The 9,946-nt window shown below is 40.1% G+C and carries 10 protein-coding genes and 1 pseudogene; 2 read left to right on the forward strand and 9 right to left on the reverse strand.

The window, feature by feature from the left end; genetic code table 11:
- The first annotated feature begins 53 nt into the window (after positions 1–53).
- Positions 54–1,862 carry a penicillin-binding protein 2 gene (gene mrdA, locus C7B62_RS07970; RefSeq protein WP_106234484.1) on the forward strand — a complete coding sequence of 603 codons (1,809 nt, stop codon included), beginning with the start codon at positions 54–56 and terminating at the stop codon, positions 1,860–1,862.
- Between the two features lie 333 nt (positions 1,863–2,195).
- Here the strand turns inward: mrdA and C7B62_RS07975 are convergent, their stop codons facing one another.
- From C7B62_RS07975 to C7B62_RS27095, 8 genes and pseudogenes are all read right to left on the reverse strand, one after another.
- Positions 2,196–2,417: a hypothetical protein gene (locus C7B62_RS07975; protein WP_106234486.1), complete on the reverse strand. Its 222-nt coding sequence runs from the start codon at positions 2,415–2,417 to the stop codon at positions 2,196–2,198.
- Positions 2,418–2,705: 288 nt separating this feature from the next.
- Complete coding sequence (locus C7B62_RS07980; protein WP_106234488.1) at positions 2,706–3,665, reverse strand: CHAD domain-containing protein; 960 nt, start codon at positions 3,663–3,665, stop codon at positions 2,706–2,708.
- A gap of 3 nt (positions 3,666–3,668) precedes the next feature.
- A complete protein-coding gene (locus C7B62_RS07985; protein ID WP_106234509.1) occupies positions 3,669–3,932 on the reverse strand; it encodes a hypothetical protein in 264 nt (87 codons plus the stop codon).
- Between the two features lie 336 nt (positions 3,933–4,268).
- The gene (locus tag C7B62_RS07990; RefSeq protein ID WP_106234491.1) at positions 4,269–4,529 is read right to left on the reverse strand and encodes a hypothetical protein; all 261 of its coding nucleotides are present in this window, start codon (positions 4,527–4,529) and stop codon (positions 4,269–4,271) included.
- 48 nt (positions 4,530–4,577) lie between these two features.
- Complete coding sequence (locus tag C7B62_RS07995; protein WP_106234494.1) at positions 4,578–5,903, reverse strand: TRAP transporter large permease subunit; 1,326 nt, start codon at positions 5,901–5,903, stop codon at positions 4,578–4,580.
- Positions 5,903–6,430, reverse strand: a complete 528-nt coding sequence (locus C7B62_RS08000) for a TRAP transporter small permease subunit (protein WP_106234497.1) — start codon at positions 6,428–6,430, stop codon at positions 5,903–5,905. Before C7B62_RS08000 ends, C7B62_RS07995 begins: the two co-directional genes overlap by 1 nt.
- Positions 6,431–6,548: 118 nt before the next feature.
- The gene (locus tag C7B62_RS08005; RefSeq protein ID WP_106234499.1) at positions 6,549–7,862 is read right to left on the reverse strand and encodes an FAD-binding oxidoreductase; all 1,314 of its coding nucleotides are present in this window, start codon (positions 7,860–7,862) and stop codon (positions 6,549–6,551) included.
- A gap of 133 nt (positions 7,863–7,995) precedes the next feature.
- A pseudogene (locus tag C7B62_RS27095) lies at positions 7,996–8,131 on the reverse strand (nicotinate-nucleotide diphosphorylase (carboxylating)); the annotation flags it as partial.
- A gap of 68 nt (positions 8,132–8,199) precedes the next feature.
- Between C7B62_RS27095 and C7B62_RS08015 the strand changes: the two are divergent.
- The gene (locus C7B62_RS08015) at positions 8,200–8,838 is read left to right on the forward strand and encodes an N-acetyltransferase (RefSeq protein ID WP_106234501.1); all 639 of its coding nucleotides are present in this window, start codon (positions 8,200–8,202) and stop codon (positions 8,836–8,838) included.
- A gap of 61 nt (positions 8,839–8,899) precedes the next feature.
- On the opposite strand, the gene nadC is transcribed toward C7B62_RS08015, so the two are convergent.
- A complete protein-coding gene (gene nadC / locus C7B62_RS08020; RefSeq protein ID WP_106234503.1) occupies positions 8,900–9,754 on the reverse strand; it encodes a carboxylating nicotinate-nucleotide diphosphorylase in 855 nt (284 codons plus the stop codon).
- Positions 9,755–9,946: the final 192 nt, after the last annotated feature.

Here is a 9,946-nt window from a genome sequence, read left to right on the forward strand (position 1 = left end):
ATTGCTAGAAAGGGAACAATAAACATAGATCTATTAACGACTGCTCACTAATTATGGGTTCTATTGTAAAAAATAAATTTCAAAACTATCGGGATTACCCTTCAGGAAAATATAGCGATCGCACTGTCGGTAGTCAACTTCAGGCAATTCCCATTATTACAGTTATCAGTATTATTTTTTGGGGAGGTATTGGCTGGCGTTTGTATTATCTTCAGCTACAGCAAGGAACAATCAACCAACAGAAAGCTGAGGATAATCGTACTCGGATTGTTCCCAAACAACCTGTACGGGGCAATGTTACAGATCGCCACGGCAAAATGTTAGCAACTAGTAAGCAGTCTTATTCAGCATATCTGTGGCCCAAAGCCCAAAAAGAGCAAAATTGGGCAATAAATCGCCAGATTATTGCGCAAATACTTAAAATAGAGCAACAAGAACTTCAACAAAAAGTAGCAGAAGCAGGATATAACTATCCTAGCCTGATTCCGATTGGGCGTAACCTAACTCCAGAGCAAGTAACCGCCTTTGAAGAATATAAGCCTCAGCTCAAATGGGTAGAAACGGATATTGATAAGGTACGTTATTATCCTCAAGGTAAGCTAGCCGCTCACATTTTAGGCTATACGGGAGAGCTAAACCAAGAAGAGCTAGAAGAGAGAAAGTCTCGAGGTTATCGCCTAGGAGATGTCATGGGTAAGATGGGCATCGAATCTAGTTATGAAACTCAGCTAAGAGGACAATGGGGAGGCTTAAAATTAGGAGTAAATGGCGCAGGGCAGGTTATTAGCTGGTTAGGGGAAAAACCAGCCGAATCAGGGGAAAATCTGACATTAACCATTGATGCCAAGGTTCAACAGGCTGCAGAAATTGCTTTAGGTACAAAAAAGGGTGCCATAGTTGCTCTAGATCCTCATGATGGCTCTGTCCTCGCCATGGCTAGCTACCCTAGCTTTGACCCGAATATTTTCTCCAGCAACGTTACGCCCAAAGTCTGGCAGGAATTGCAGTCTCAAGGAAATCCTTTTCTAAATATGGCTTTACGGGCTTTTCCTCCCGCCTCTACTTTTAAAGTAGTTACCGCTACTGCTGGGATGGAAAGCGGGAAATTTTCTCCCAATACTGTGTTAGGAACTTATCCTTATTTATCGGTAGGAGGTACGAGATTTGGCGAATGGAATAAAAGCGGTTTTGGTTCATTGGGCTTTGTGCAAGCCCTTGCCTGGAGTAGTAATACCTTCTTTGGTCAAATTGGACAGGGTACTGGTGGCGAAGACTTAATCAAATATGCGAGGCTATATGGCTTTGGTAAACCAACGGGAATTGAGCTAGATGGAGAAACAAAGGGTTTGATTGCTGATGATGCCTGGAAACGGCTTAATTTTGACGATTGGGGCTGGACTGTAGGTGACACAGTAAATATGTCCATTGGTCAAGGCTTTACTAGTGCTACACCTTTACAGGTAGCAGTCATGTTTAGTGCGATCGCCAATGATGGTTATCGAGTACAGCCTCATTTGGTGCAAACAGCAAAACCGCCCGAAAAAGTTAATCTTAATTTTAAACCCACCACTATTGATACCATCAGCAAAGGACTTAGGGCTGTGGTGGACAGCGGTACTGGTACAAAACTCAACTCTCCTAATATTCCTCCAGGAGCAGGCAAAAGTGGTACAGCGGAAGCCCCTCCAGGAGACTCTCATACCTGGTTTGGCGCTTATGCCCCTTATGAAAAGCCTGAAATTGTAGTCGTAGCTTTTCTCGAACATTCTGGCGGTGGCGGTGGTTCCTTGGCAGCACCTCTGGTTAGGCAGGTCATGGAAGCTTTCTTTAAACCGCAAAACCAACCTCCGAAGAAAAAATAGAGTAGCACTGAATCCGATTGGTAAAGGTAAAGATCAATTTACTGACTTTTGATTTGCGCAGCTTATACTAAAGCACTTGCTGCATATCGTCTGAAGGTATCCCTAAAGGGATATGTTAAGCCCTTTTCCTAAAGGACAAAGGCTTAAGCCGCATGTAGCTTCGCAAATGGTACACTGCGATATATCCTTGAAGACTTCTGACTCAAAAATATAGATAAATCACCTATAAGAACAGGATTTAGTCTGAGATGTTTCGTTTAGCTCTTTCTCCGAGAACAATAATCTGCTATTTATCAGTTAATCGATATCGACCATAAACTATAGTCTATATCCTTACTTGTGCATGATTATCAACTTTTGAATGCGTTCTCCTATTTGCCATATCCCTTGAATAATCTGCTCTGAATTGATTCCTAATGTCACTTGCAACAAGATTAAGAGCGCTGCAATTATCAAAACTGTCTTGATAGTTGATTTGAGAACATTTAGTAACCAAGTAAATAACAGCAACAAAATGATTGCTGCTGCGATTGGAATAATTATTTCTAAAGACATAGGCTTAGGAACATTGCCGATCTTAAATATGAGACTGATAAATTATAGCTGTTGGTTATTTCGTTCTATCAGCTGAAGCAAAGATTAGGATGATCGGTAATCAGTTTCCACAGAAGTACAGGGTTACAGAGCGATTCCTGTAAACAGATAAATATAGTTGCCAATAAAAAAGAGAGGGTGTGATTTCCCTCTCCTGTTGGTTGAACTTTTCTGGTTTCGACGAGCCGTTACTTTTCAGCCTTTGCCGTAGCATTTGTTCTCGTTTGAAAACTGCTACAATTGCTGATGTTAAGCTTGCTGTATTATCTGCCTGAATTCTGTGCGAGTTTTATCTGCAAGGAATTGTTTCTGTGAGATTTGCCATTCTAGCCATTTTTGGGATTGAGTTTTTAAGAATAAACCAGCTAGTTCTGGTAATTTTTCACCGATTGGCGATCGCAACACTTTTTCTAGTACCTCAATCAAAACATGAATATCTTGAATCTGTCCCAAAATCTCTTGAACTCCTTCTGTTTTCTTCAGGTAAAGATGATAAGACTCTCCGTAGAATTGAGAAAACAACTCTAAACTGTAGCGGGTTTTCTTGGCTGATTTACGTAAATCATGTAACAAACTGCCTTCTAATTTTAACAGCCGATCTATTGCATCCATATTCAAAATTGTCGAAAATTCTATCTCACCCTCTTGAAAATTGACTCCTACTAACCAGCCAGGATGAAGTAAAAATTGGCAAACCTGGGGTAAAAGCAAGTCTGGCAGTACAAAGTCAAGGGAATAATCACCAAATACTGTATACTTTGGTTCTTCAAGCCAAGCATTTAATTCCTGCTTAAGGTTTAAATACAGTTTGCCGTTGAGAGTTTTACGCACCTGTTTTAATTCATGTTGGCGTTTTTTACCGAGGGATTCGATCGCTTTAGCTAATTTCTTCTGCTCTTTAGTTGGCAATAGTGGTAAATAATTATCATTTAAGACAGCTAACAAAACATCTAAATCCCTCAGCTTACCCAGAGAATGTCCGATTTTAGCTATATTTTTCACCGTCACGTTCTTTGGTAAATCCATCGCCAGAGTAAAGCCAGCGATCGCACTTCGTAAGCGTCTCATACCTACCCGCATCTGATGCAGGTCTTCTGGGTCTTTATCTTTTAGTACTCCAGCTTCGTGCTTAAATATTCGGCGACTGTGTTTGGCGATCGCTCCATCTGCCAGTTCTTTTAAAGTAACTACATTATTGCTATCGTTCATCGCTTATCGCCGCTCATTAATCGGGGCTAAAGTTGCTATTTGTTTAGATTGCTCTAGCTGTCGCCAAAGCTGCTTAATTTGCCTATAAGTTTCTTCAGCAGTGATTTTGCCATTGGTTTCTAAATTGCAAAGATAAAATGCCTGTTGGGCAAACTCTTGTAAATTGGCATTAAAAGCTAAGTTATTAGGAGTAAACTCGCCATGGTATCTGCCTAACGGGTTCAAAAAACCTTTTTTAAAATTTTGTGATTCTTGTGGTTTAGTCAATTTTTTATTTTCTAGATACTGATCTTTATTTATCTTTAAATATAAGTAAGTATTGTAAAGGAGACAAGTTACAAAAATTGCCAACCTTAAGATAGATTTAAAGCTTGAATTTTAAAACTACGAACAACTACAAACAATATTATTATCATTTTAATAACTTGAATAATTAAATCCTAAAAACCAATAAGTATATTGTCATTTATTGCTAAGTTTTTATAAAGCGCAACAATTTTTTGTCGCAAATCGGGGGGGGGTAAAAGACTTCATTAAAAATGCAATTCGCTGTAACTATTTTGTAAAAATATTGTATTTATTTTACTTGCACACCTCTATAGGTTAGTAATACTTTTGTGCAGAAGCATAGACTTGGAAAAAGATTTCTGAAAACAAACAATATTGCCAATAAAAAAGAGAGGGTATAATTTCCCTCTCTTGTGGCTTGAACTTTTCTGGTTTCGATGAGCCGTTACTTTTTAACTTCTGCCGTAGCATTTGTTCTCGTTTTCGGAGTTGTCTTGCTCTAGCAGTACCACCTTTTCCTTTATCATTACGTCCTTGTTTGCGGGGAGATTCCCACCGTTTAAGTCTTTGAACCATATTTTAGTAACTTATAATGTCATACTTATTGTAGCATTTAATTTGTTTTTAGGAAGAACTGAGAGAGGGCAAGAAACTGACTATCTGAGGAAAAATAATAATCAGAGTCAAAACCAGAAGCTGTAGCAAAATAAAAGGTATTGCTCCTCGATAAATATCTTCAGTTTTCAGTTCTGGTGGTGCGACTCCTTGCAGATAGAAGAGAGCAAACCCAAAAGGAGGGGTGAGAAACGAGGTTTGTAGATTAGCCCCCAGCACTACTCCATACCACAATAGATCTAATCCTAGCTGTTGAGCTACTGGGGCAAAGATAGGAATAACAATAAAAGCAATCTCAAAGAAATCAATAAAAAAGCCGAGTAAGAAAATTACCAGCATATTAACAAACAAGAAACCAACTTTTCCTCCAGGAAGGTTAACCAGTAAGTGTTGCATAAAGCGATCGCCTCCCAAACCTCGGAAGACCAAACTAAAAGCAGTAGAACCAATGAGGATAAACATCACCATTGTGGTAATTCGCAAAGTGGCATCACAAACTTCTCGTAGTGCTGCCCAAGTTAATTGACGATTAACGGCTGCCAAGATAATTGTTCCCAGCGATCCCAAAGCTCCCGCCTCTGTTGGTGTAGCAATACCCATGAAAATACTGCCCAAGATGATCACAATTAACACCAAAGGGGGTAACATCACCGTTATTATGCGCACCAAGAGCTTTTTTCCACTAATCCTGACGTTAGTAGGTAAGGCAGGAGCGACTTCAGGTTTGAGATAAGCTACGATTAAGACGTGGAGAGCAAAAGCCCCCGCCATCATCAATCCTGGAATTAATGAACCAACGAATAAATCACCGACGGGAACACCTAGCTGATCGCCTAAAACAACCAGCACCACACTAGGAGGAATAATTTGCCCTAAGGTCCCCGACGCGACAATTACCCCCGCAGCTAATTCTTTGTTGTAGCCATAGCGCAACATAATTGGTAGAGAAATTAAGCCCATCGCCACCACAGTTGCAGCTACCACCCCAGTAGAAGCAGCGAGTAATGCCCCCACTAGCACCACGGCTAAAGCCAAACCACCTCTCACTCTGCCAAAGAGCATTCCGATTGTCTCTAGTAGCTTTTCGGCAATACCTGTTTTCTCCAGCATTGAACCTAGAAAAATAAAGTAGGGAATCGCCAGCAGCGTATAGTTAGACATGATGCCAAAAATACGGCTGGGCATGGCATTGAAAAAGCTAAAGCTAAATTCCCCTACTGCCGAACCAATTAAAGCAAAGATAATGGCTACTCCACCAAGAGAAAAGGCGACAGGGAAGCCAAAGGAGAGAAGGAATAATGCCCCAGCAAACATGGCAATACCTAACCATTCCATTAGTTCTCCTCCTTACTACTATAGATATTCCAGTTTTTAATCGCCTCAGAAATTCCCTGTAAGATTAATAAAATACAAGCCAAAATAATCGCCGATTTAATTGGATAACGAGGTAAACCACCTGGATCGGGAGACATTTCGCGTATTTTCCAAGAATTAATCACTGTTCCCCAGGAATAGTAAATTAATAGACTGCTGAAGGGAATTAACAATATGAGATTGCCCCAAACGTTCGCTAGTGCTTTGCGTCGACGACTCCACCCTCGATAAAATATATCTACTCGAACATGTTCGTTGTATTTCAGGGCATAGGCAGCACCAAATAAAAATATCACATCAAATAAATACCACTGCACTTCGATCAAAGAATTAGAAGTGAGATTTGTTCCCACCATCTTCCCTAAATAACGTCCCAAGACATTCCATGCGCCGATGGCAACCATCAACAGCACGAGCCAGTAGCTAATTCGACCAACCAATTCATTGAGCAGATCGATCGCCCTAACTATTTTTAATAGCTTGCTCAATCTTTTTCCTCAACTATGACTTCAACTTAGTAGCTAATGCTAAATCTTTTAGAGCTTGAAGTCTAGCTGTGTTCAATCAATCGTATTAATTTAAATATTTAAATATTTAAATATTTCGTTAGACGATAAAACGGTCAGGATTAAGGATATTTTGTGGATCGAACTGATGTTTAATCGCTTCCATGGTTTTGATCGCGTTACCTGAATAACCCCAAATATCTATCTGTTGCTTAACTGCCTGGGGTGCATCCAGAATAGTTAAAAATCCTTGATGTTGCTGACAGTGCGCTCTTATTTGCTCTATTAGCTCATAATTTGTATTGAGCTGTAGTCGACCCAGACCGCTATTAGCATGAACTCTAGCTAGTATATTATTATGGCGATTTCCCATCGAGAACTCTTCGGGATCGCCAATTTGCTTGAGCAAACCGACAGCCGCCACAGGGGGGATGCCAAATTTGCAGGTAACAGCCTCTTCAAATTGAGGAATACTGATAATCTTGCCACATTCTTGCCAGAGATTTTCTTCTGGCTCATCTTGATAAATACTGGTGGCTAAATCTAACTCTTGAGCGATCGCCTTAACCTGCGATCTTTGTTGTTCAATGCTTTCAGGAATTGTTTGCCAGCGGATCATTAAGCCTAGATCTGAGCCTAAACCTAGCTGCTTAATCACCGTAGCAGATAACAAATCCATTGCTGTGGGAGTCAAGCCAGAATTACGAATAGTTTGGGTGGCTTGAGCAATCTGTTCGGCTTTTCCCGTTATTAGCAGTGTTTGAGAATTAGCTATCAAAGGATAGAGACGAAAGGTAAGTTGAGTCATTACCCCCAAAGTGCCATAAGCTCCTGTAAACAACTTCATCAAGTCATAACCCGCAACGTTTTTGACTACTCTACCTCCAGCTTTGGCGACTTCTCCATCAGCACGCACAAAAGACAAGCCTAATAATAAGTCTCTTACGCCACCATAACGCTGTCGCCAACTTCCTGTATCTGCTGTGGCGACAATTCCTCCTAGAGTGGCATGAGCATAAGGGGAGTCTATCGGCAAAAACTGATTATGCGATCGCAATTTTGACTGTAAATCAGCCAACTTCATTCCAGCTTCTACCGTTACCGTCAGATCTCCTGCGGCGTGTTCAATCAGGCGATCGCATTTTTGAGTACTAATAACTAGCTGAATATCCTGGCTGATCTTGCCCCAGTTTATTTTGCTGGCGTTACCACAAACAAGCATACGCCAATGCTGCTGTGCTGCCTGCCTAACAATTGCAGTCAATGCCTCGATAGTTTGGGGAAATAATAGATAAATCGGCGCGTTTTTGCCTATTACTTGATAAATTTTGTGCCAACCAACATCTGCCTCATCTAGTTCAATGAGTTCAGTATTAGTAATTGATTTTAATTGAGAGGCGATCGCAGTTGTCATATTTTAGCGGGGAATTTCTATCATCACTTTATCAATTAAGTAGGTAGGCATAATTATTTATCATCATTGCAGTAACTAGTAGCTATTAGCCATGTTTTACTTTATAGCAGCTAAGTTATTTTGATACTTGTCTTCAAACAAACCTCATACTTAAATCTAACCAAGGCGATCGTATTATCGGTGCGCTACTAGAAATATAATCAACTCCAGTTTCAGCCACTGGTAAGAATAGTTTTTACAGTAATATCGCCCGATACTTCAATTCTGACTAACGTTTGATACTATACAACTCACTGGAAGTTGACCAACTTCCAGAGCAAAATATTTTGTGAAAACCATGACTGATTTCAATACTGCACTGCTTAAGTCATCCGAAATAGATCAAGCTAGCAAAATTCTTGTCAGAGCATTTAGTGAAGATCCTATGTTTCGCTATCTTGGCATCAAAGTAAAACCAGGACAGTTAAAAGTAGATACAGATATTCTCCAATGGTTTTGTAATTTCAACTTACGAAATTGCCAGCTATATAATCATATTTATACAACTCCAGGTGATTTGAAGGGTGTAGCAGTTTGGGTACCGCCAGGAAAATCTGAAATGAACACACGAAAAGCTTTATCGATGTTGTTCATCCTATTTTACAAGTGTGGTTGGCACAGAACAAAAAGATTTTTATCATTATTTTCCACCCTAAATAAACGTCATCAGGAAGATATGACTGAGCCTCATTGGATACTCAGTTTAATAGGTGTTGAACCAGCTTATCAAGGAGAAGGAATTGGCAGTTTACTTTTACAACCTATTTTTAAAAAGGCAGATCGACAAGGTTTATCATGTTACCTTTCTACTTTTAGCGAACAAGCTGTTGGTTTTTACCAAAAACACGGGTTTATTGTTTTATGGCAAGGTGGATTATCAGATGACAGTCCTCGCATTTGGACAATGAAGCGAAAACCCCAAACAGTAGACATCTAACCCGAATCATAGTGAACTAGATTGCCAAATATGATTGATCAAATGTTCATAACTCATTTCCTTAAACAAACCTCATACTTAAATCTAACCAAGGCGATCGCGTTATTGGTGCGCTACTAGAAATATAATCAACTCCAGTTTCCGCTACCGCACGAATAGTTTTCAAGGTAATATTGCCCGACCCTTCAATTCTGACTTGAGGATTGGTCTGCCGAATTATTTTTACTGCTTCAGTCATGATTTCCAGGGGCATGTTATCCAACATAATAATATCTGCACCGTACGCCAATGCCTGGCGCACTTCTTCTAGATTGCTGGTCTCCACTTCTATATTTAAGGGATAGGGAATATTGTTTCTGAGCAGGGCGATCGCTTTTTCTATTCCCCCTGCTGCTTTTATGTGATTATCCTTAATCATCACCGCATCATCTAATCCCATGCGATGATTTACTGCACCACCTACTCTTGTGGCATATTTTTCTAATACTCTTAAACCTGGCGTAGTTTTTCGAGTATCCACTAATTTAGTTGGCAAGTCACTAATCTCTGTTACATAACTACGAGTTGCGGTAGCAATTCCACTCAAACGCATTGCCAAATTAAGTGCAACTCTCTCTCCTGTTAGCAATGCTTCCCTACTTCCCTTTATGCTGGCAATCTTCGTTCCCGACTTACAATAGTCCCCCTCGCTTACATCACAGGTGAACTGAGCTTGCTTATCTAATAATTCAAAAACTCTCGCTGCGATCGGTAATCCTGCAATTACCCCGTCTTCTTTTACAACCCACACTGCTTGATTAATTTCAATGTTGCCATTGAACAATCCTTGCGTAGTAAGATCTCCTCTGCCAAGATCCTCTAACAACCAATTTTCTAGCAGGCGATCGACAATTATTAAGGAAGGTAAACTAACCATACAAACTTTTTTAGCTGATTTAAGCAATAAATTAAATGCCCTAACACTATACCTGGCAAAGGTTAAAAGTAATATACAAGGAACAACAAAGTTTTCATGGCAAAATAATCTTGTTCAAGGGGTTGACAGAGCTTGTAATAGTCCCTATATTGGTAAATGCGCGGTTGAGAGGGATTCGTCCCCCGCAAACGC

Origin of the sequence: Pleurocapsa sp. CCALA 161 (genome assembly GCF_003003995.1) — a bacterium.
Lineage (GTDB): Bacteria > Cyanobacteriota > Cyanobacteriia > Cyanobacteriales > Xenococcaceae > Waterburya.